Consider the following 25,318-nt stretch of genomic DNA (forward strand, 5'->3'; position numbering starts at 1 on the left):
TGCGTCGTTGTTCATGATTTTCCGAACCGCTGGTCGATGAAGCTGAAGAGTTCGTCGTCCGTCGTGGAGTCGGCGATGCCGACCGAAGGGCCTTTCTCGTTCTGCCCGCTTCTCTGGTTCCACGTCGAAAGCAGGCCCTTCAACCGCGCCGTGATGTCCGTGCGAGCGCCGTCCTCGAGCCCGTCCGCGTTCAGCATCGCGAACACGCCGTCCAACCGGTCGAGTTCGCGCAGCACGCGGTCGCCCCCCAGCCCGTCCTCGCTTTCCATGACCTCGGCCAGGATGTGCTTGGTGAGCGCCAACGGCGTCGGGTAGTCGAACACCAGGGTCGCCGGCAGTTTCATGCCGGTCATCCCGTTCAGCCGGTTCCGCAGCGCCACCGCGGACAGCGAGTCGAAGCCGAGATCCTGGAAGGCGCGTTTCGGCTCGACGTCTTCGGCTGTCGGATGGCCGAGCACGGCGGCCACCACCGTCCGCACCAGATCGAGCACTGTTCGCTCCCGTTCAGCCGCACCCAGGTCCGCGAGGCGCTCGGCCAAGGTGTCCGGGCCCACCACGCCGCTCGGATCGGCCGGGCGGTCCAACAGCTGCCGGACTTCGGGGATGTCGCGAAGAATCGGGCTCAGCGATCCGCCGATCGCGACCTTCACCGCCCGGTCCCACTCGATGTCCGCCACGGCGAGGAAGGTCTCGTCGTCGTCCAGTACCTGTTGCAGGGCCTTGATCGCCAGTTCGGGCGCCATGGAGCGCACACCGCTGCGGTGAAGACCCTCTTCGACCGTTCCCTCACCGATACCGCCACCTGCCCAGTGCCCCCAGGCCACCGAGGTGGCAACCAAACCGTTGGCCCGCCGGTACCTGGCGAAGGCGTCGAGGAAGGAGTTGCCCGGTGCGTAGTTGCCCTGGCCGGCTCCGCCCATCAGGCCCGCGGCCGAGGAGAACAGGACGAACGCGGACAGCTCGAAGTCCTGGGTGAGCTCGTGCAGGCTGAGCACGGTTTCCGCCTTGATCCGCAGCACGCGGCCCATCTGGTCGACGGAAAGCGAATCGAGCACGCTGTCGTCCAGCATCGCCGCCGTGTGCATCACCGCGGTCAGCGGGTATTCGGCCGGGATCTGGCGCAGCAGCTCCCCCAAGGCGGCCCGATCCGCCACGTCGCAGGCGACCACGGTCACCTTCGTCCCCATGGCGGTGAGTTCGGCCGCCAGCTCCATGGCTCCCGGCGCCTCCTGCCCGCGGCGGTTGGTCAGCAGCAGGTGTTCGGCACCCCGTCCGGCGAGCCACCTGGCAACGTGGCCGCCGATTGCCCCGGTGCCGCCCGTCACCAGCACGGTCCCCTTCGGCGTCCAACCCACTCCTTCGGTGGGCACGGCCTGTTCGGCCCTGACCAGTCGACGCGCAAAGGCCCCGTCGTGCCGCAACGCCACTTCGTCCTCTTCACCCGCACCGGCCAGTACTTCGCACAGCCTGCCCACGATCGAGTCGTCGATGTCGTCCGGCAGGTCCACCACGCCGGCCCACCGGTCCGGCAGCTCTTGCCGCGCCACCGGTCCCAAGCCCCACACCAGCGCCTGCGCCGGGTTGTCGACGGCGTCCGAGGCCGCGACCGACACGGCCTTCCTGGTCACCGACCAGATCCGGGCACCGAGTTCGACGTCACCGATCGCCTGCAGGAGAGCCACGATCCCGGCCAGGCCGCCGGGTACCGAAGAGGCGTCCGGATGCGGCAGTTCGTCCAACGCGAGCAGCGACAGCACACCGGTCACCTGATCCTCGGCAGCCGCGCGCAACTGCCCGGCGATCGCGGCGCGGTCCCCACTGGTGCGCGGCAACACGATCTGGTGGGTCCGCACGCCGCGCTCGGCAAGCCCGTGCAGCAGGCGACCGGTCCATTCGTCGTTGGGGTGGTCCGGGACGACCACCAGCCAGGTGCCCGAAGGCGTCACGGGCACGGGATCGGGCAACCGCTTCCACCGCACCCGATACCGCCAACCACCCACCACTGACCTCTGCTGACGCCGTTGCCGCCACGAAGACAACACCGGAAGCACCACGTCCAACGACGAAAGCACCTCATCGCCGTCCACCGCCAACTCAGCAGCCACCGCATCAACGTCGGCCCGCTCCACCGCCCGCCAGAACTCCCCCTCCACCGGCTCCACCCCAGCAGCCGGACCACCCGCCTCCAGCCAGAACCGCTGCCGCTGGAACGGATAGGTCGGCAGGTCCACCCGGCGAGCACCGGTCCCGGCGAAGAACGCCTCCCAATCCACCGCGGCGCCATGGGCGTGAGCCGCACCCAGCGAGGTCACGAACCGGTCCAACCCACCATCGTCACGACGCAACGTGCCCGTCGCGGAGGCGGCGATCCCGGTGTCCTCGACGGTCTCCTCGATCCCCAACGTCAGCACCGGATGCGGACTGACCTCCACGAACACCCGATACCCATCAGCGAGCAGCCTGCGGGTGGTGGATTCCAGTTCGACAGTCTGGCGCAGGTTGCGGAACCAGTAGTCCGCACCCAGGCTCGCGGTGTCGATCAGCGCACCGGTCACGGTCGAATACATCGGGACCGAAGCCGACACCGGCGACACCGGAGCCAGGACTTCCCGCAGCTGCTCATGGATCTGCTCCACCTGCACCGAATGCGAGGCATAGTCCACCGGAACCCGACGAGCCCGCACACCCCCCGCCTCACACGCGGTAATCAACTCATCCAAAGCGGCTGGCTCACCCGACACCACCACCGAAACCGGACCGTTCACCGCCGCCACCGACACTCGCCCGGCAAACGGCTCGACCAGACCACGCACCCGCCCGACCGGCTCCGCCACCGACACCATGCCGCCACGACCAGCCAAAACGGTCAACGCGCGACTACGCAGCGCCGAGATCCGGGCCCCATCCTCCAGCGACAACCCACCAGCCACACACGCCGCGGCGATCTCACCCTGCGAGTGGCCGACCACCGCCGAAGGCACCACCCCATGCGCACGCCACACCTCGGCCAACGACACCATCACCGCCCACAACACCGGCTGCACCACATCCACCCGCTCCAACGACGGTGCACCCGCAACCCCACGCACGACGTCCAGCAGTGACCAGTCCACAAAGGCGGACAACGCCGCAGCACACTCACCCAACCGCTCCGCGAACACCGGACTCGACTCCAGCAACTGCGCCGCCATCCCGGCCCACTGCGACCCCTGACCCGGGAAGACGAACACCACACCACCAGAACCGGCAGCCGCCGCTACCGGCCACTCACCCCCCGCAACCGCATCCACACCCCGCAGCAACCCCTCCCGATCACCAGCCACCACCACCGCACGATGCTCCAACCCAGCACGACCAGTGGCCAACGAGTACGCCACATCCAGCGGCGACACGTGCTCATCGCCCCGCACCCGGGCAGCCAACCGCCCAGCCTGCGCCCGCAACGCCGCCTCGTTCTTGGCCGACAACACCCACGGCACCACATCCGGTACAGCACTGGACGAGTTCGGCGCAGGAGTCTCCTCGGGTGCTTGTTCCAAGATGACGTGCGCGTTGGTGCCGCTGATGCCGAACGAGGACACCCCAGCCCGCCGCGGCCACTCGCCCCCCACCCACGGCCGCTGCTCGGCCAACAACTCCACCGCACCCGCCGACCAGTCCACGTGCGACGACGGCGCATCAATGTGCAGGCTCTTGGGTAACATCCCGTGCCGCATCGCCTGCACCATCTTGATCACACCTGCCACACCGGCAGCCGCCTGGGCGTGCCCAATGTTGGACTTGATCGACCCCAACCACAACGGACGATCCGCAGGCCGGTCCTGCCCATAGGTCGCCAGCAACGCCTGCGCCTCGATCGGGTCCCCGAGAGTCGTGCCCGTCCCGTGCGCCTCCACCGCATCGACCTGATCGGCCGACACCCCGGCATTGGCCAAGGCTTGGCGAATCACCCGCTGCTGCGACGGACCATTCGGCGCCGTCAAACCGTTCGACGCACCGTCCTGGTTGACCGCGCTGCCCCGCACCACCGCCAACACCCGGTGGCCATTGCGCCGAGCGTCAGACAACCGCTCCACCAACAACAACCCAACACCCTCAGAGAAGCTGGCACCGTCCGCCGCCTCCGCGAACGACTTGCACCGCCCGTCCGACGCCAACCCACCCTGCCGCGAAAAGTCCTCGAAAACCCCGGGGTTGGACAGCACGGTCACCCCACCGGCCAACGCCAGCGAGCACTCCCCCGACCGCAACGACTGCACCGCCAGGTGCAACGCCACCAACGACGACGAACACGCCGTATCCACCGTCACCGCAGGACCTTCAAAACCGAACACATACGACACCCGGCCCGACGCGACACTCCCGGCACTACCACTGCCGAGATACGCCTCGGCGCCCTCGGGTACCGCACCAGCGCGCATGCCGTAGTCGTGGTACATCACGCCCGCGAAAACGCCCGTCGCACTGCCGCGCAACGACCGCGGATCAACCCCGGCACGCTCGAACACCTCCCACGCGGTCTCCAGCAACAACCGCTGCTGCGGATCCATCGCCAACGCCTCGTGTGGCGAGATGCCGAAGAAAGCGGCGTCGAATTCGACTGCGTCATCGAGGAACCCGCCCTCGTAGTTGGCACCACCATTTTCCGTATCAGCGGTGTACAGCCCCTCGACCTCCCAACCGCGATCCACCGGAAATTCAGAAACCGCGTCCTTCTCCGTGAAGACCAGGTCCCACAAATCCTCGGGCGATCGCACGCCGCCGGGGAAGCGGCAGGCCATACCCACGATGGCGATGGGCTCGTCGGGTTGCGCCAGCGTGGTCGGGGTTGTTGCGGCTGGCTGGGTGCTGGTGCCGGCGAGTTGGCTGTGCAGGTACCTAGCGAGGACGGTGGGGTTCGGGTAGTCGAAGATGAGAGTGGCGGGAAGTCGCAGTCCCGTGACGGTGTTGAGGCGGTTGCGCAGTTCCAGCGCGGTCAGGGAGTCGAACCCCAGACCGGTGAACGCCCGATCCGCCCCGACGCTGTTCGGGTCGGTGAAGCCCAACACGCCCGCCACCTGGGTACGGACCAGCTCGAGCAACATCCGTTCCCGCTCGGGCTCACCCACGCCGGTCAGGCGTTGCCGCAACGACCCCGCCGAACCGGTACCCGCCCTGCTCGCACGCCGCACCGGCCCACCCACCACACCACGCAACAACGGCAGGATCTGAGCACTGGATCGCAACACGGCCGTATCCACCCGAGCCGGAACCAGCACCCCCTCCTGCGTGGCCAAAGCCGTGTCGAAGAGCGCTAGTGCCTGCTCGGTGGTCAGCGGGACAACACCGTGGGCGGCCATCCGGTCGACGTCCACATCGCCGGTCAGTTCGCTGGCCTGCTCCCACAAGCCCCACGCCAGCGACACCGCCGGAAGCCCCTGCGCGCGGCGGCGCAACGCCAGCGCATCCAGGAACGCATTCGCCGCGGCGTAGTTCCCTTGGCCGGGGCCGCCGAGGAGTCCGGCCATCGAGGAGAACAGGATGAACGCGTTCAGGTCGTATTCACGGGTGAGCTCGTGCAGGTGCAGCGCCGCGTCCACCTTCGGCCGCAGCACCGTGTCCAGCCGCTCCGGAGTCAGCGACTCCACCACCCCGTCATCGAGCACCCCCGCCGCGTGCACCACACCGGTCAACGGATACTCGGCCGGGATCTGCGCCAGCAGGCTCGCCAGCGCCTCCCGATCAGCCACGTCACAGGCCACCACGCTCACCTCAGCGCCCAGCCCGGTCAGCTCGTCCACCAGGTGCCCTGCGCCCGGTGCTGCCATCCCGCGACGGCTGGTCAACACCAGGTGCCGCACCCCGTGGGCCACCACAAGATGGCGTGCCACCAGGCCGCCCAAGGCCCCGGTACCGCCGGTGATCAACACCGTGCCACCCGAGACAGCACCCCCAGAACCCGGCACCAGCGGAACCCGTTCCAGCCGGGGCACCCGGACCACACCGTCTCGCAACGCCACCTGGGGCTCATCCAACTCCAGAGCCGCTGGCAGCACTGCCCACGATTCCGCACTCCCGTCCACGTCCACCAGCACAAACCGGCCCGGATGCTCCGACTGCGCCGACCGCACCAACCCCCACACCGCAGCCCCCACCAGCTCCCCATCCACCGCACCCCGCGTCACCACCACCAACCGCGAACTTCCGAACCGCTCATCCGCAACCCACGACTGCACCAGCTCCAACACCCAAGCCAGCACACCACGCACCCCACCGCCACTCGCCCCATCCGACCCACACTCAACCAACACCACCCCCGGCACCTCATCCTCGGCCAACGCGGCCAAGTCACCACGACGGACAAGGTCCACACCAGACAGCCCGGACAACGCCGCCAGCTGGTCACCCAGCACACCCCACCGCGCCGGCACACCACCACGCCCAACACCCGACGACTCAACCCAGGTCACCCGGAACAACGAGTGACCACTCCCAGGGCTCGCAGCCCGCAACTGCTCGGCCGACACCGGACGCGTCACCAGCGACTCCACAACCGCAACCGGCACACCACCACCATCGGCAAGCTCTACCGACACATCGTCAGAACCGGCAGGCGAAATCCGCACCCGCACCACCGATGCGCCCGTCGCGTGCAACGAAACACCCGACCAGGAAAACGGCAACCTGGTCTCGCTGGCATCCGCCGACGTGCTCACCGCGATCGCGTGCAAAGCTGCGTCCAGCAGTGCCGGGTGAATCCCGAACGAACCCCCCGGCCCAGTCTCATCCTCACCCAACGCGACTTCGGCGAAGAGCTCGTTCCCGCGCCGCCAGACGCTGACCAGACCTTGGAAAGCCGGGCCGTAGTCCAGCCCGAAGTCAGCCAACCGCTCATAGGCACCAACGATTTCCACCGGCTCGGCTGCCACCGGCGGCCAGGTCGTGAAGTCGAAAGAGGGCACCTCGGTCCGCGTCCCCAGCACACCGGTGGCATGGCGGGTCCACGGCCGCACCAACGCTTCCTCGGTGGCGGAGTTGTCCGGTCGGGAGTAGATGTTCAGCGCCCGACTACCCGAATCGTCGGCATCGGCGACCACGACCTGAACCTGCACACCACCCCGCTCCGACAACACCAGCGGAGCTTCGAGCACCAGCTCCTCCACCACATCGCACCCAAGCTGCGCACCAGCCTGCAACGCGAGCTCAACAAACCCCGTTCCCGGGAACAACACAGAACCCAACACCGCGTGATCAGCCAGCCACGGCTGTGATTCCACAGCGAGTCGACCCGTGAACAAGGCACCGTCCGAATCGGGCAGGCCGACGGCGGCACCCAGCAACGGGTGCTCGGTCGCGGTCAGGCCAAGACCCCGCGCATCACCAGCCGGAGCCACCGCGTCCAACCAGTAGCGATGGCGCTGGAAGGCATAGGTAGGCAGATCCACCCGGCGAGCACCCGTCCCGGCGAAGAACCTCTCCCAATCCACGGCGGCACCCCGAACGTGGGCCTCACCCAACGAAAGCAGGAACCGATCCAACCCACCATCGTCACGACGCAACGTCCCGACCGCCGTAGCAGGAACATCAGCGTCCTCAATGGTCTCCTGCAACCCGGTCACTACCACGGGGTGCGGACTGACCTCCACAAACACCTGACGCCCATCAGCGAGCAGCCTGCGGGTCACCTGCTCGAACTCCACCGTCTGCCGCAGGTTGCGGAACCAGTACTCCGCACCCAGGCCCGCGGTATCGATCAGCGCACCAGTCACGGTGGAGTAGAACGGCACAGCAGCCGACACCGGCGACACCGAAGCCAGGACTTCCCGCAGCTGCTCATGGATCTGCTCCACCTGCACCGAATGCGAGGCGTAGTCCACCGGAACCCGGCGAGCCCGCACACCCCCCGCCTCACACACAGTGATCAACTCGTCCAAGGCACCCGGGTCACCCGACACCACCACCGAAACCGGGCCGTTCACCGCCGCCACCGAAAGTCGCTCGCCCCACTCAGCAATCCGCTCACGCACCCGCCCGACCGGCTCCGCCACCGACACCATGCCGCCACGACCAGCCAGAACAGTCAACGCCTGACTACGCAGCGCCACCACCCGCGCCCCGTCCTCCAGCGACAACCCACCAGCCACACACGCCGCGGCGATCTCACCCTGGGAGTGGCCCACCACCGCGTCCGGCACCACCCCATGCGCACGCCACACCTCGGCCAACGAGACCATCACCGCCCACAACACCGGCTGCACCACATCGACCCGATCCAACGACGGCGCACCCGCAACCTCACGCAGCACATCCAGCAAGGACCAATCCACGAACGGCGATAACGCCGCGGCGCACTCGTCCAGTCGCTGCACGAACACCGGGCTCGACTCCAGCAGCCCCGTCGCCATCCCGGCCCACTGCGACCCCTGACCCGGGAACACGAACACCACACCACCAGAACCCTGAGCAGCCCCCTGCACCACACCAGAGGTCAACTCACCCGCGGCAACCGCCTCCAGACCACGGAGGAATCCGTCCCGATCACCAGCCACCACCACCGCGCGGTGCTCGAACGCCGTCCGGGTCGTCGCCAGCGAATACGCCACATCCCACGGCGAAACGTGCTCATCACCCCGCACCCGCGCACGCAACGCACGAGCTTGACCCCGCAGCGCTTCCGCGTTCTTCGCCGACAACACCCACGGCACCACCTCCGGTTCGACACCGGGCGAGTCCGGCGCGGGAGCCTCGTCCGGAGCTTGCTCCAGGATCACGTGCGCGTTGGTGCCGCTGATGCCGAACGAGGACACCCCAGCCCGCCGCGGCCACTCACCCGCCACCCACGGCCGCTGCTCGGCCAACAACTCCACCGCACCCGCCGACCAATCCACGTGCGAAGACGGCGCATCAATGTGCAGGCTCCGCGGCAACACCCCGTGCCGCATCGCCTGCACCATCTTCATCACACCAGCCACCCCAGCAGCTGCCTGCGTGTGCCCGAGGTTCGACTTCACCGACCCCAACCACAGCGGACGATCACTTGACCGATCCTGACCGTAGGTGGCCAGCAGCGCCTGGGCCTCGATCGGGTCCCCGAGAGTCGTCCCAGTGCCATGCGCCTCCACCGCATCGACCTGATCCGCCGACACCCCGGCATTGGCCAAGGCTTGGCGAATCACCCGCTGCTGCGACGGACCATTCGGCGCCGTCAAACCGTTCGACGCACCGTCCTGGTTGACCGCGCTGCCCCGCACCACCGCCAACACCCGGTGGCCATTGCGCCGAGCGTCAGACAACCGCTCCACCAACAACAACCCAACACCCTCAGAGAAGCTGGCACCGTCCGCCGCCTCCGCGAACGACTTGCACCGCCCATCCAACGCCAGCCCACCCTGACGCGAAAACTCGGAAAAGAGCTGAGGCGTCGACATCACCGTCACCCCACCGGCCAACGCCAGCGAGCACTCCCCCGACCGCAACGACTGCACCGCCAAGTGCAATGCCACCAACGACGACGAACACGCCGTATCCACCGTCACCGCAGGACCCTCGAAACCGAACACATACGACACCCGGCCCGACGCCACACTCCCGGCGTTCCCATTCCCGAGATACGCCTCAACACCGTCCGGCACCACACTCGAACGCATGCCGTAGTCGTGATACATCACGCCCGCGAAAACACCGGTCGCACTGCCCCGCAACGACCGCGGATCAATACCCGCACGCTCAAGAACCTCCCACGCGGTCTCCAGCAACAACCGCTGCTGCGGATCCATCGCCAACGCCTCACGCGGCGAAATGGCGAAAAAGTCAGCATCGAAGTCCGCCGCGTCATACAGGAAACCGCCCACAGGGGCATAACCATCCCCGGAATCATCGGCCTCCCACCCCCGATCCACCGGAAAACCGGAAACCGCATCCCTCTCCGAAGAGACCAAATCCCACAACGCCTCCGGCGAACCCACCCCACCAGGAAAACGGCAGGCCATACTGACGATGGCGATCGGCTCACGCAGCGCCGCGGTGAGCTTCCGGTTCTGCTCGCGAAGCCGCTCCGTTTCCTTGACCGACAGTCGGAGTGCTTCGACGGCCTTGGCCTGGAGGTCAGTCATCGCCAAACCACCCTTCTCGTCAAATGTCCTGGTGGCCGGGGTTCTGCAACACCAGCTCGATGAGGCTGCCGGCGTCCATCGAATCGACCGAATCAACCAACTCGGCGGACTTGCCCGGTTCAGTCGAGTCCGGACGCACGCCGGCCAGCTCCAGCAGCGTGTCCAATACCCCCGCGTCGCGCAAGCGCGTCATGGGAATGTTCAGCAGCAGTTGACGGACCTTGTCTTCGCCCGTGTCGCTGGAGGTGTCCGGAGCAAGTTGCGCCCGGAGGTGCTTGGCAAGCGCGCTCGGCGTGGGGTAGTCGAACACCAGGGTCGCCGGTAGCCGCAGCCCGGTTGCCGCGTTCAGGCCATTGCGCAGTTCCAACGCCGTCAGCGAATCGAAGCCGATTTCGTTGAACGCCCGCTCCGGATTCACCGCGCTCGGGGCGTCGAATCCGAGCACGCCGGCCACCTGCACCTGCAGGAGTTCGACCAGCACCTTTTCCTGTTCGGCTGCCTCGTCCAGTCCGGCGAGCCGTTGCCGCAAAGCATCCGCCGAGCCCGCCCCGGCCTTCGCTGTGCGTCGCGACGGAGCGCGCACCAAGCCCCGCAACACTGCCGGAATCCCGTCCGGCCGCGACCTCCACGACGCGGCGTCGAGATGCACCGGAGCGAGGACAGCCTCATCCGCACCAAGTGCGGCGTCGAACAGTGCGACGCCCTCCTCCGAGGACAACGCCGTCATGCCGAACCGCCGCATCCTGTCGACATCGGCCCCGTCGAGATCCCCGGTCATCTCGCTGGCCTGCGACCACAGTCCCCACGCCAGCGACAGCGCCGGAAGGCCATGCGCGCGGCGGTGCTGCGCGAGCACGTCCAGGAAGGCGTTCGCCGCCGCGTAGTTGCCCTGCCCCGGAGAGCCGAGCACACCCGCGAGGGAGGAGAACAACACGAATGCGCCGAGCTCGAGGTCCTTGGTCAGTTCGTGCAGGTTCACCGCCGCATCCACCTTCGGACGCAGCACCGCGTCGATCCGCTCCGGGGTCAGCGATTCCACCGTGCCGTCATCGAGGACGCCCGCGGTGTGCACCACACCGGTCAGCGGGTGCTCCGCCGGAATCCGGGCCAGGAGATCCGCCAGGGCCTTTCGGTCGGCCGCGTCGCAGGCCGAGACCGTGACCTCGGCGCCGAGTTCACCGAGCTCGGCCACCAGTCCGGCGACGCCCGGCGCGGCGTCGCCTCGTCGGCTGGTCAGGACCAGGTGCCGCACGTCGTGCTCCGCGACGAGATGCCGGGCCATCAGCCCGCCGAGGGTGCCGGTGCCGCCCGTGATCAGAACCGTGCCGTCCGGTTCGAACGCCGTCGGCCGCGTCTCCGGCACCGGAACTCGGTCGAGCCTCGGCACCCGGACCGTACCGCCACGCAGCGCGAGCTGTGGCTCGTCGTGCGTGAGCGCGGCTGGTAGTGCCCGGATCGAGGCGTCGTGGTCATCCAGGTCCAGCAGGACGAACCTTCCGGGGTGTTCCGCCTGCGCGGAACGGATGAGCCCCCACACCACGGCGCCGGGCAGGTCACCGGTGTCTTCACCGTCCTCCGTGGCCACCGCGCCCCTCGTGACGAACACCAGCCGGGCGGCGGTCAGCCGCTCGTCCGCCAGCCACGACCGCACCAGCGCGAGGGTCTGTCGTGCGGTGAGGTGCGCGGCGGTGGCCGTCGCGCTGCCGCCGGACCCGCATTCGACGAGCACCAGATCCGGCACCTCGTCCACCGCGGCCAGCTCGGTGTGCTGGGTGACCTCGATGTCGCTGAGGCCGGACAGGTTCTCGAGCCGGCCGACCTGCTCGCCGAGCACAGCCAGTCGGACCGCCCCACCCGCGAGCGGCCGGGAACCCGGCAGGTCCGTCCAGCTCAACCGGAACAGCGAGCCGCTGCCGTCCGGCCGCGCGGCTCGGACCTGCTCGGCCGACACCGGGCGCAGAACCAGTGAATCCGCTGCCATCACCGGGCTGCCGCCACCGTCCGCGATCTCCAGCGATACCCCGTCCGAACCCGCCGACACGATCTTCACCCGCAGTTCCGAGGCACCCGAAGCAAACAGCGTGACGCCGGTCCACGCGAACGGCAGCTGCGTGCCGCCCTCCTGCCGATCGGCGGAAAGACCCATCGCATGCAGTGCCGAGTCGAGCAGCGCCGGATGGACCGCGAACGAACCCGTCTCCGGGGCCGCACCCTCGCCGAGCCTGATCTCCGCGAAGACCTCGTTCCCGCGGCGCCAGGCCGCCGTCAGTCCCTGGAAGTTCGGGCCGTAGTAGATCCCGAAATCGGCGAACCGCTCGTAGAAGTCACCGATCTCCAGTGACACCGGCTCGGCTCCCGCTGGTGGCCAGGCCGTGAAGTCGAACGAGGGTGCCCCGGCTCCCGTTCCCAGCACACCGGTGGCGTGCCGGGTCCACGCCTCCTGCAGACCTGCGTGGCCATCGGCTCGGGAGTAGACACCCAGCGTCCGGTTACCGGACTCCTCGATGCCGCCGACCACCGCCTGGACCTGAACCCCGCCCCTGTCCGGTAGCACCAGCGGAACTTCCAGGGTCAGTTCCTCGAGCACATCGCAACCGACCTGATCGCCGGCCTGGAAGGCGAGCTCAACGAACCCCGTCCCCGGGAACAACACCGGCCCCAACACCGCATGATCGGCCAACCACGGCTGCGACTCCACGGACAGCCGCCCGGTGAGCAACACGCCATCCGAATCGGGCAGTCCAACGGCCGCACCCAGCAACGGGTGCTCGGTCGCGGTCAGCCCGAGGCCCCCGGCATCACCGACCTGCGTCGCCGCATCCAGCCAATAGCGCTGCCGCTGGAACGCATACGTCGGCAGGTCCACTTTGCGTGCGCCGGTGCCGGCGAAGAAGGTGATCCAGTCGATGGCGGCACCGTGGGAGTGCGCCTCGCCCAGCGAGGTCATGAACCTGTCCAGCCCGCCGTCATCACGACGCAGTGTGCCGATAGCCGCTGCGGCGATACCGGTGTCGTCGATGGTTTCCTGGATGCCGACCGTGACCACCGGGTGCGGGCTGGATTCCACGAACACGCGATACCCATCAGCCAGCAACGCACGCGTGGTCTCTTCGAACTTCACCGTCTGCCGCAGATTCCGGAACCAGTACTCAGCGTCCAGAGCAGCGGTGTCGACCAGCCCGCCGGTCACCGTCGAATAGAACGGAACATCCCCAGGGGTCGGCGTAATGGGCGCCAACACCTCCAGCAACTCGTCATGGATCTGCTCCACCTGCGACGAATGCGACGCATAGTCCACCGGAACCCGGCGAACCCGCACACCCTCGCCCTCACACGCGGCGATCAACTCGTCCAGCAAACCCACCTCACCCGAGACCACCACCGAACCGGGGCCGTTCACCGCCGCCACCGAAATCCGCCCACCGAACGGCTCGATCCGCTGCCACACCCGTGCCACCGGCTCCGGCACCGACACCATCCCACCCGCGCCCGACAAAGCCAGCAACGCTCGGCTGCGCAACGCCACCACCCGTGCCCCGTCTTGCAACGACAGCGCACCGGCGACACACGCCGCCGCGATCTCCCCCTGCGAATGACCCACCACCGCCGCCGGCCGCACACCGTGCGCCCGCCACAGCTCGGCCAGCGACACCATCACCGCCCACAACGCCGGCTGCACCACATCCACCCGCTCCCACGACGGCGCACCCCCGACCCCGCGCAGCACATCCAGCAGTGACCAATCCACAAACGGCTCCAACGCCGCCGCGCACTCCGTCAACCGCTCCGCAAAGACCGGACTCGAATCCAGGAGTTCCAGGGCCATACCGGCCCACTGCGAACCCTGTCCCGGAAAGACCAGCACCACCCCACCAGAACCCTGCGCCGCCACCACCGGCGCACCACCGGCGGCCACCCCGTCCAGGCCGCGCAAGAAGGCGTCCCGGTCACTGGCCACGACAGCAGCCCGGTACTCCAGCGCAGCCCGCTTCGTCGCCAGCGAAAACGCCACATCCACGGCCGACAACTCAACCCGCGAATCCACCAGAGACCGCAAACGCGCAGCCTGCTCCCGCAACGCCGGCTCGGTCTTCGCCGACAACACCCACGGCACCACGTCCGAGAAACGACTCGACCCTGCTTCGACGGGAGCCTGCTCCGAGTTCGGCACCTCTTCCGGTTCCGGTGCCTGCTCGAGGATCACATGCGCGTTCGTGCCACTGACCCCGAACGACGACACACCAGCACGCCGCGGCCGCTCCGCCTCCGGCCACGGCCGGGGTTCGGTCAACAGCTCGACCGAACCCTCCCGCCAGTCCACATGCGAAGACGGCTCATCAATGTGCAGGCTCCGCGGCAACACGCCGTGCCGCATCGCCTGCACCATCTTCATCACCCCAGCCACACCAGCAGCTCCCTGCGTGTGGCCGATGTTCGACTTCACCGAACCAAGCCACAGCGGACGATCCGCGGGCCGGTCCCGCCCATAGGTCGCCAGCAACGCCTGCGCCTCGATCGGATCCCCGAGGGTCGTTCCCGTTCCGTGTGCCTCCACGACGTCGACTTGATCAGCCGACACCCCGGCGTTGGCCAACGCCTGACGAATCACCCGCTGCTGCGACGGACCATTCGGTGCCGTCAACCCGTTCGACGCACCATCCTGGTTCACCGCGGAACCACGCACCACAGCCAGCACCTCATGCCCCAGCCGCCGGGCATCCGACAACCGCTCCACCAACAACAACCCGGCACCCTCGGAGAACCCAGCTCCGTCAGCCGCATCGGCGAACGGCTTGCACCGGCCGTCCGACGCCAGCCCGCGCTGCCGGGAGAACTCCGCAAAGATCGCGGGGGTCGGCAACACCGTCACCCCACCGGCCAGAGCCAGCGAGCATTCGCCCTGGCGGAGGGACTGCATCGCCAGGTGCAATGCCACGAGAGAAGAGGAACAGGCGGTGTCCACCGTGATCGCAGGACCCTCAAACCCATACACATAGGACACCCGACCCGAGGCGATACTCGCCGCGTTCCCGCTGGGGAGGTACATCTCCACACCCTCCGGCATCACGCAGGAGCGCAGGCCGTGTTCATGGTTCATCACGCCCGCGAACACCCCGGTCGCGCTACCGCGCAACGACTCCGGGTCGATCCCGGCCCGTTCGAATGCCTCCCACGAGGTTTCCAGCAACAACCGCTGCTGCGGATCCATCGCCAACGCCTCACGCGGCGAAATTCCGAAAAAGCCAGGATCGAACTCCACCGCGTCATACAAGAACCCGCCCGCACGGGCATAACCGTTCTCGGATTCAGGGAGCTCCCAGCCTCGGTCGTCCGGAAAACCAGAAATAGCGTCTCGCTCAGCGGACACCAGCTCCCAGAACGCTTCCGGTGAATTCGCTCCGCCGGGGAAGCGGCAGGCCATTCCCACGATGGCGATCGGCTCCTCGGTGGACTTGGCCACCACAGCCGGTGCGGCAGGCCGGGTGTCGGCGCCGACGAGCCGGGTGCACAGGTAGCGGGCGAGGGCGGTAGGCGTGGGATAGTCGAAGACGAGAGTCGCGGGGAGCCTCAGGCCGGTGCCGGTGTTCAGGCGATTGCGCAGTTCCAGCGCGGTCAGCGAATCGAATCCGAGATCGGCGAACGCCCGACCCGCCCCGATCGCCTCGGGCTCGGTGAAGCCCAGTACACCGGCCACCTGCGTGCGGACCAGCTCAACCAACAGCTGTTCCCGCTCGGCCTCGGCCACGCCGGCCAACCGTCGCCGCCACACCTCCGCCGAACCAGAACCGGACCTGCTCGCGCGCCGCGCCGGCCCTCGCACCACACCGCGGAACAAATGCGGAACCTGCTCACCAGCCCGCAGCGCACTCGTGTCCACACCCGCTGGAACCAGCACTCCGTCCCCCGCGCCGAGGGCTGCGTCGAACAACGCGAGCCCTGCCTCGGTGGTCAACGGGACGACACCGTGCGCGGCCGCTCGATCGACATCCACGTCGCCGGTCATCTCACTGGACTGTTCCCACAAACCCCACGCCAACGACACGGCCGCAAGCCCCTGCGCCCGCCGGTACTGCGCCAACCCGTCCAAGAACGCATTCGCCGCCGCATAACTGCCCTGGCCCGCACTGCCGGACACCCCAGCCAACCCTGAGAACAGGATGAACGCCTCCAGGTCGAGGTCGCCGGTCAACTCGTGCAGGTTCACCGCCGCGTCCACCTTCGGGCGCAACACGGCGTCGAGACGCTCCGGGGTGAGCGATTCGATCACACCGTCGTCGAGCACTCCGGCGGCGTGCACCACACCGGTCAACGGGTGCTCCGCCGGAATGCGGGCCAGGAGATCCGCCAACGCTTCCCGATCAGCCGCATCACACGCCGCGACCGTCACCTCAGCACCCAACTCGGTGAGCTCAGCGACCAGCTCAACCGCACCCGGCGCCTCGTTCCCACGCCGACTGGTCAACACCACGTGCCCCACGCCGTGCGCTCCCACGAGATGCCGAGCCACCAAACCACCCAGGGTCCCAGTACCCCCAGTGATCAACACGGTGCCCTGCGAGGCAAAACCGGGAACACCGCCCTCGTCGAGCACCCGATCGGACAGGGCCGCTGCGCGTTGCAACCGCAGCACCCGCACCACACCACCACTGATCGCCACCTGCGGCTCGTCCAACGCAAGCGCCGCCGGCAACGCCTCGAACGACTCCCGGTCGTGATCGACATCGGCCAGCACGAACCGACCCGGGTGCTCCGACTGCGCCGACCGCACCAAACCCCACACCGCGCCGGCCGCCGGGTCCCCACCATCCACCGCGCCCCGCGTCACCACCACCAGCCGAGCATCCGCCAACCGCTCATCCGCGAGCCACGACCGGAGCACGCCCAGCACGGAACCCACCACACGCCGCACCGCATCCGCACCCACACCGCCGGGCAGGCACTCGACCAGCACCACATCCGGCACCGCATCCTCAACCAGCGAAGCCACGTCACCGTGCCGAACCACCGCCAACCCAGCCACATCGGACAACTCAGCGAGCTGATCACCCAGCACACCCCACCGCGCCGGCACGACACCAGCAACACCCGACGGCTCCACCCACTCAAGGCGGAACAACGAACCGTCATCACCACGGCGCGCCGCCCGCAACTGCTCCACCGACACCGGGCGCGTCACCAACGACTCGACCACCCCCACCGCAACCCCGTCGCCGTCGGCGAACTCCACCGACACACCACCCGGACCCACCGGAGCCAACCGAGCACGCAACACCGACGCACCACGCGTGAACAACGACACCCCGGTCCACGCGAACGGCAACCGCGTTCCACCCCGCTGCCGAGCCCCAGCCAGGCCCATCGCGTGCAGAACCGCATCCAGCAACGCCGGGTGAATCCCGAACGAACCCGCCTCGCCGGCCCCGTTCTCACCCAGCGCCACCTCGGCGAAGACCTCGTCCCCGTGTTGCCACGCCGCCGTCAGACCCTGGAAAACAGGCCCATAATCGAGCCCGGCCTCGGAGAACCGATCGTAGAGATCGGCGGTCTCCAACGGCACAGCCCCCGCAGGCGGCCAGGCCGTCAGGTCGAACGACGCCGTCTCGGCTCCGGTCCCCAGGACACCCGTGGCGTGCCGGGTCCACGGCCGCTCCAGCCCGTCCCCGGCCACGAAGTCGTTCGGCCGGGTGTGCACACTCACCGACCGGCTACCGGACTCATCGGCGCCCCCGACCACGACCTGGACCTGAACCCCACCCTGATCCGGCAAGACCAGCGGGGCTTCCAGAGTGAGCTCCTCGACCACATCGCAGCCAACCCGATCACCGGCCTGGAAGGCGAGCTCGACGAACCCGGTCCCGGGGAACAGCACCGTGTCCATCACGGCGTGGTCCGCCAGCCAGGGTTGTGCTTCCAGGGACAGACTGCCCGTGAACACCACGCGATCCGAATCGGCCAGCCCCACGGCGGCACCCAGCAACGGGTGGTCGGCCGCGATGAGACCGAAGTCGCGCGCGTCCCCGGCCGGGGCGCGTGTGTCCAGCCAGTAGCGTTGCCGCTGGAACGCATACGTCGGCAACTCCACCCTGCGTGCGCCGGTGCCGGTGAAGAACACCTCCCAGTCGACCGCCGCGCCGTGGGTGTGCGCCTCGCCCAGCGAGGTCGTGAACCGGTCCAGCCCACCGTCATCACGACGCAAGGTCCCCACCGCCGCCGCGGCGAAACCAGCGTCCTCGATGGTCTCCTGGATCCCCACGGTCAGCACCGGGTGCGGGCTCGATTCCACGAAGACCCGGTACCCGTCGGCCAGCAACGCGCGGGTGGTGTCCTCGAATTCCACGGTGTGCCGCAGATTGCGGAACCAGTACTCCGCGTCCAATGCCGCCGTATCGATCAACCCACCGGTGACCGTGGAGTAGAACGGAACACCACCGGTCACCGGGGTGATCGGCGAAAGGGCCTCGACGATGTCGTCGTGGAGGGCCTCCACGTGCGGCGAATGCGACGCGTAGTCCACCGGCACCGGACGGACCCGCACCCCCTCGTCCAGACACGCGGCGACCAGCTCGTCCAGCGCATCCACATCACCCGACACCACCGCCGAACCCGGACCGTTCACCGCCGCCACCGACACCCGGCCGCGCCACGCCTCGATGCGCCGGCGCACCTGTTCTGTCGGTTCGGCCACCGACACCATGCCCCCAGCACCAGCCAAGGCCACCAGCGCCTGGCTGCGCAACGCCACCACCCGCGCGCCGTCCGCCAGCGACAACGCCCCCGCCACACACGCCGCCGCGATCTCACCCTGCGAATGCCCCACCACCGCGGCGGGCACCACGCCACACCCGCGCCACAGCTCGGCCAGCGACACCATCACCGCCCACAACACCGGCTGCACCACATCCACCCGACCCAAATCCGGTGAGCCCTCCACCCCGCGCAGCACGTCCAGCAGCGACCAGTCCACGAACGGATCCAACGCCGCCGCGCACTCGCCCAGGCACCGCGCGAACACCGGACTGGACTCCAGCAGGTCCACGGCCATGCCGGTCCACTGCGAGCCCTGGCCCGGGAACACCCACACCACACCACCAGCACCCTCCGCCGACACCGCCGGCACCTCACCGGCGGCAACCCCCTCCAGACCACGCAGGAACCCATCCCGATCACCAGCGGTCACCGCAGCCCGATACTCCAGCGACGCGCGCGTCGTCGCCAGCGAAAACGCCACATCCAGCGGCGAAAGGTCCTCATCAGAACGCACCGACGCGGCCAGCCGCCGAGCCTGCTCCCGCAGGGCTTCCGGCGTCTTGGCCGAGAGCACCCACGGCACCACACCCAACTCACGGTCCGGCCCCTCGGCAGGGGCAGCCACCGGCCGCGGTGCTTGTTCCAGGATCACATGCGCGTTGGTGCCGCTGATCCCGAACGACGACACCCCAGCACGCCACGGCCGCCCCACGACCGGCCACGACCTCGACTCCGTCAACAGCTCCACCGCACCCGCCGACCAATCCACGTGCGACGACGGCTCGTCGATGTGCAGGCTCTTCGGCAACACCCCATACCGCATCGCCTGCACCATCTTCACCACACCCGCCACACCCGCAGCCGCCTGCACGTGACCGATGTTCGACTTCACCGAACCGAGCCACAACGGACGATCCACCGGCCGATCCCGGCCATACGTCGCCAGCAGTGCCTGCGCCTCAATCGGATCACCGAGGGTTGTCCCGGTTCCGTGCGCCTCCACGGCGTCCACGTCGGACGGATCAAGGCCCGCGTTGGCCAACGCCGCCCGGATCACCCGCTGCTGCGACGGACCATTGGGCGCCGTCAGCCCGTTCGACGCACCATCCTGGTTCACCGCAGAGCCACGCACCACAGCCAGAACCTCATGCCCGTTGGCCTGTGCATCCGACAACCGCTCGAGCAGGAGCAGCCCAGCACCCTCACCCCAACCCGTGCCGTCCGCGGCCTCGGCGAACGACTTGCACCGCCCATCCACCGCCAACCCGCCCTGCCGCGAGAACTCCACGAACGCACCGGAGTTCGCCATCACCGTCACCCCACCGGCCAGCGCGACCGTGCATTCGCCCGCCCGCAGGGATTGGGCGGCCATGTGGAGGGCGACCAGCGACGACGAGCAGGCCGTGTCCACCGTCACCGCAGCACCCTCGAACCCGAAGACATAGGAGAGGCGACCGGACAGCACGGAGCTCGCGTTTCCGGTCATCAGGTGGCCGGCGAACTCCTCCGCGGTCCCGCTGAAGTCGGTGCCGTAGCCGGAATAGCCGGAGCCGACGAAGACACCGGTCCGGCTGCCGCGCAGCGAATGCGGGTTGATGCCGGCCTGTTCGAAGGTCGCCCACGCCACCTCGAGGAGCAGGCGCTGCTGGGGGTCCATCGCGAGGGCTTCGCGTGGCGAAATGGCGAAGAAGCCAGGGTCGAAGTCGGCCGCGTCGGTGAGGAATCCGCCTGAGCGCGTGTCACTGGTGCCCTTGTGCTGCGGGTCCGGGTGGTGGAGCGCGTCCAGATCCCAGCCCCGGTCGGTGGGGAACCCGGTGATGGCGTCGATGCCGTCGGACACCAAACGCCAGAACTCTTCGGGGGTGGCCACCCCACCCGGCAGGCGGCAGCCCATCCCGATGATCGCGATCGGCTCGCCCGGGTCGGCCGCCACCGTCACCGGTGCCGCGGCCTGTTCGGCCAGGCCGAGCAATTCCATGCGCAGGTATTCGACGACCGCGTTGGGGGTCGGGTGGTCGAAGACCACGGTGGCAGGCAGCTGGGTCCCGGTGCTCGCGCCGAGTCCGTTGCGGAACTCGACCGCCATCAGGGAGTCGAAGCCGAGGTCGCGGAACGCCCGGTCGGGTTCGACGCTTTCCGGGCCCGGGTGTCCCAGCACTTTCGCGGTCTCTGTGCGGACCAGTTCCAGGAGCACGCGGTCCTGCTCGCCAGGGGGCAGCCCGGCGAGGCGGTCGTCGAGCAGCGAGCCACCGGCGCCGGTGTTCGGTTCGTCGAGTGCCTGTCGCACTTCGGGCAGGTCACCGAGCAGCGGGCTCGGGCGGGCCGCGTTGAAGGTCGGCGCGAACAGCTCCCAGTCCACGTCCGCGACGACCACGTTCGTCTCGTCCGCTTCGAGCGCCTGCTGCAACGCGGTGATGGTGAGTCCGGGCGCCATCGGCGTCACCCCGCGGCGGCGCAGCAGCCCGGCCCCTTCCGCGGTGACCATCCCGCCTCCGGCCCACGGGCCCCACGCGATCGCGGTCGCCGCGAGGCCCCTGGAACGGCGCTGCTCGGCCAACGCGTCCAGGAACGCGTTCGCCGCGGCATAGGCCGCCTGGTTGGCGCTGCCCCACACCCCGGCGATCGACGAGAACAGCACAAAGGCATCCAGCGGCCGGTCGCCCAGTAGCTCGTCCAGGTTCGCCGCACCGAGGGCCTTCGCCGCCAGTGCTTCCTGGAGGTGGTCCGGGGTGCCGGCGACGAGCGGGGCCGAGTCCGGTGATCCCGCCGCGTGGACAACTCCGGTTATCGGGAACCCGGCAACCAGCTCCGCCGCCGAGTCGCGGTCGGCGACATCGCACGCCACGATCGTCACCCGAGCTCCCAGCGCGGTCAGCTCCGCCTCCAGCTCGTCAGCGCCCGGCGCCTCCCGGCCTCGGCGGCTGGTGAGCACGAGGTGCTCCACGCCCTGGCCGGCCAGCCACCGCGCCGCCCTCGCACCCAACGCACCGGTACCACCGGTCACCAGGACCGTGCCCCTCGGCGTCCACTCACCGCCGGCAGCCGGGGATCCGGCATGCGCCAGCCGCCGGCCGAACACCCCGGCCTCGCGCACCGCCACCTGGTCCTCGGCGCCCGACAGCACCTCGGCCAGACGGGCGATCGCCGGCTCGTCCCACCGCTCGGGCAGATCGACCAACCCACCCCAGCAATCCGGGTGTTCCAGTGCCACCACCCGGCCCAGGCCCCAGACCGCGGCCTGAGCGGCGCTCGCCACGCCCTCCGCGCGTTCCACCGACACCGCACGTCGGGTCACCGCCCACATGCGCACACCACAGCCGGCCGTGTGCAACGCCTGCACCAGATCGACCGTCTTCGCCAACCCGGAAGGCACCGCCGGGAATCCCGCCAACGGCTGTTCGTCGAGGGCCAGCAAGGACAGCACGCCCGTCACCGGACCCTCGGCCAAGGCTTGACGCAGGCGGTCGGTGATCACCTCGGGAGCATCCGAGCCGGAAACCACCATTCGGCGCCCCGGCAAACCCTGCAGGACAGCGCTCGCCCCCGCGTCCTCGGCATGGCTGCCGGGAACCACGACCAGCCAGCTGCCCGCACCCGCGGACGGCGTGGTGGTGAGCGGTTTCCAGGTGACCCGATACCGCCAGAGGTCCGCTGTGGCGTCGTTGCGCCGCGCCCGGCTGACCAGTTCCAGCCAGTAGCTCTGCCGCTGGAAGGGGTAGGTCGGCAGGTCGACCTTGTGTGCGCCGGTTCCGTCGAAGAACGCCGCCCAGTCCACCGGGCTGCCGTGGACGTGGAGCGTGGCCAGGGCTTCGCCGAGTGCTTGTGCTTCACCGCGGTTCTTCCGCTGCGCGGGGACGAGCACCGCGTCGGTGGTGAGCGATTCGCCGATCATCGAGGTCAGCGCGCTGCTCGGGCCGATCTCCACGAACCTGGTGACACCGTGCGCCTCCAGAGCGCGCACCCCGTCGCTGAACCGCACCGCTTCCCGCACGTGCCGAACCCAGTAGTCCGCCGAATACGCCGCAGCGAGTTCACCGGACACATTGGACACGATCGGGATTCGCGGGTCACTGTACCCGATACCCTCGGCCAGCCTGCGGAACTCGTCGAGCATGGGTTCCACGTGTGGTGAATGGAACGCGTGGCTCACCCGCAATCGCTTGGTCCGGCGCCCCTCGGCCGCCCACCGCGCCGCGACCTCCAACACCACACCTTCGTCTCCGGACACCACCACCGAGTCCGGTGCGTTGACCGCCGCGATACCGACCTGGGATTCCTTGCCCGCCAGCGACGGCCGCACCTCGGCCTCGGTCGCCTGAAGCGCCACCATCGCACCGCCCACCCGTCGCCCATCGCCACCCCCAACGGAGCCGCTGCGCGACACTGGATCAACTCCGGGCAACGCCTGCATCAACCGCCCCCGCGCGGCCACCAGCAGGCTTGCGTCCTCGAGCGTCAGCACTCCGGCGACGTGCGCGGCCGCCAGCTCACCGATCGAATGCCCGCCCACGACATCCGGTGCCACGCCCCAGGACTCCAGCTGGCGGAACAACGCCACCTCGAAGGCGAACAAGCCCGCCTGGGCCCACAGCGTCTGGTCCAGCAGGTCACCACCGGCGAAGACGACCTCCTTCACCGGCTGGTCCAGGTGCTGGTCCAGCTCCGAGCAGACGGCATCGAACGCCGCCGCGAACACCGGATGAACCCCGTACAACTCCCGGCCCATCCCCGCACGTTGCGAACCCTGACCGGCGAACAGGAACGCGGTCTTCCCCCTGGCCGCCGAGCCTTCGGCCACCCCTGCGGCGCCGCGTCCCTCCGCGAGGGCCCGCAACCCCGCCAGCAGGTCGTCCCGGTCGCCGCCCACCACTGCCGCACGGCGCTCCAGACCCGCACGCGTCGTCGCCAGCGAATACCCCACATCCACCGGCGAAAGCCCAACCTCACGGTTCACGAAGGACACCAAGCGCTCAGCTTGCGCCCGCAACGCCTGCGAGGTCCTTGCCGAGATGACCCACGGCACCACCTCCAGGCCACGGCCCGGCGTCTGCTCCTCGGCAGGCGCCTCCTCCGGCGCCGGCGCCTGCTCCAGGATCACGTGCGCGTTGGTGCCGCTGATCCCGAACGACGACACCCCGGCGCGCCGCGGCCATTCCGCCGCCGGCCACCGTTTCGCTTCGGTCAGCAACTCGACCGCGCCCGCCGACCAGTCCACGTGCGACGAGGGCTCGTCAATGTGCAAGCTTTTCGGCAGCATCCCGTGCCGAATCGCCTGCACCATCTTCATCACCCCGGCGACACCCGCAGCCGCCTGCGTATGGCCGATGTTCGACTTGATCGACCCAAGCCACAACGGACGGTCAGCCGGCCGATCCTGCCCGTACGTCGCCAGCAACGCCTGCGCCTCGATCGGATCACCCAACGTGGTGCCGGTGCCGTGCGCCTCCACGACATCGACCTGATCAGCGGGAACCCGCGCGTTGGCCAGCGCCTCCCGGATCACCCGCTGCTGCGAGGGACCATTCGGCGCCGTCAGCCCATTCGACGCACCATCCTGGTTCACCGCCGAACCCCGCACCACAGCCAGGACCTGGTGCCCGTTCCGCCGGGCGTCCGACAACCGCTCCACCAGCAGGAGGCCGACACCCTCACCCCAACCGGTGCCATCGGCGGACTCGGCGAACGACTTGCACCGCCCATCCGACGCCAGGGCACCCTGCCGGGAGAACTCGGCGAAGGCCAAGGGGGTCGACAACACGGTCACCCCACCGGCCACCGCCAGCGAACACTCGCCCTGGCGGAGGGACTGCACCGCCAAGTGCAGCGCCACCAGTGACGACGAACAGGCCGTGTCCACCGTCACCGCCGGACCCTCGAAACCCAAGGTGTACGAAACCCGACCCGACAGCACACTCGCCGCATTACCGGTGCTCCAGTGCGCCTGGCTTTCTCCCCCGGGTTCGCCATCCAGCCGGAAGAGGTAGTCCTGCCCGTTGGTGCCGACGAAGACCCCGACGTCGTCGCCGCGCAACGACTGCGGGTCGATGCCGGCCCGCTCGAACACCTCCCACGACATCTCCAGCAACAGCCGCTGCTGCGGGTCCATCGTCAACGCCTCACGCGGCGAGATCCCGAAGAAGCCGGGATCGAACGCACCCGCGTCGGACAGGAACCCACCCTCACGAAGGGAGAACTGCGCCAAGGAATCCGCCGCGTCCCAACCGCGGTCGTCCGGGAAGGCCGAAATCCCGTCGGCACCATTGGCGACCAGCTGCCACAAGCCCTCCGGCGAACTCACCCGGCCCGGGAAGCGGCATGCCATCCCGACGATCGCGATCGGCTCCCGTGCACTGTCCTCGACCTCGCGCAGTTGTTTCCGAGCCTGCCTGAGCTCGCCCATCGCCCACTTGAGGTGGTCGAGCAGTTCCTGGTTATCCGCCATCGGTAAAACTCCCGTTCGAGGCCAAAGAAGGATTCAC

General features: G+C 68.8%; 2 protein-coding genes. Both read right to left on the bottom strand.

Annotated elements, in window-relative coordinates:
- Positions 1-11: 11 nt before the first annotated feature.
- The gene (locus AC07EG_RS05595) at positions 12-10,187 is read right to left on the bottom strand and encodes a type I polyketide synthase (protein WP_478251826.1); all 10,176 of its coding nucleotides are present in this window, start codon (positions 10,185-10,187) and stop codon (positions 12-14) included.
- Positions 10,111-25,314: an SDR family NAD(P)-dependent oxidoreductase gene (locus AC07EG_RS05600; protein ID WP_478252151.1), complete on the bottom strand. Its 15,204-nt coding sequence runs from the start codon at positions 25,312-25,314 to the stop codon at positions 10,111-10,113. Before AC07EG_RS05600 ends, AC07EG_RS05595 begins: the two co-directional genes overlap by 77 nt.
- Positions 25,315-25,318 lie beyond the last annotated feature (4 nt).

Source organism: Amycolatopsis sp. NPDC045836 (assembly GCF_056431745.1).